The 692-nt window shown below is 63.2% G+C and carries 1 protein-coding gene; it reads left to right on the top strand.

Annotation, left to right across the window (positions count from 1 at the left end; all coding sequences use genetic code 11):
• Positions 1-642: extracellular solute-binding protein (locus ACNOHI_RS24905; protein ID WP_420477415.1), on the top strand; the 642-nt coding region annotated here is incomplete at its 5' end.
• Between the last annotated feature and the right edge of the window lie 50 nt (positions 643-692).

The following is a 692-nucleotide window of genomic DNA, read 5'->3' as shown; positions in this document are numbered from 1 at the left end:
ATCACCTTCCTGATCGGCTGCATCATCGCCCAGCAGGGCATTTTCCATTTCCGCCGCTTCGGCGCCGACATCTTCGTCGTCGACATGCTCGGCGTGCTGGTCCTGCGCGAGATCGGCGTGCTGCTGGTGGCGATCATGGTGGCGGGCCGCTCGGGCAGTGCCTACACCGCCGAGCTCGGCTCCATGAAGATGCGCGAAGAGATCGACGCGCTGCGCACCATGGGCTTTGATCCGATCGAGGTGCTGGTGCTGCCGCGCATGCTGGCGCTGGTGCTGGCGCTGCCGATCCTCGCCTTCAACTTCACCAAATATCCGAACGCGGCGAAGGCCTTCATTGCCTTCATGCTGGAGAAGGAGAACTACGAGAAGTGGCTGGATGGCGCGCAGGGTTACCTGACCCAGACCCTGAACGCCTATGAGTCGGCGCCGGTTTGGACGGCGGATCCCAAGAACGCGGTGTTCTCGCAGGCGTCCAAACGTACGCTGCCGGCATCCGGCATCGGCACCGTCGGAGAGAAGGCGGCGACCGCGATCGCCGACTTCATCGTCGTCGACATGTTCGCCAACTACTGCACCGGTTCGAAGGACTTAAAGGGCGCGATGGCGGAAGCCGAACGGCAGTTGAAGCGCATCTATCGCTGACGTCACGGAGCGGGCGGTTTCGGCCGCCCGCTCGTCAACACACTGATCAG

Source organism: Noviherbaspirillum sp. ST9, from assembly GCF_048799745.1.
In the GTDB taxonomy this organism is placed as follows: Bacteria; Pseudomonadota; Gammaproteobacteria; order Burkholderiales; family Burkholderiaceae_D; genus Noviherbaspirillum.
This window is presented reverse-complemented; position numbering and strand designations above follow the sequence as displayed.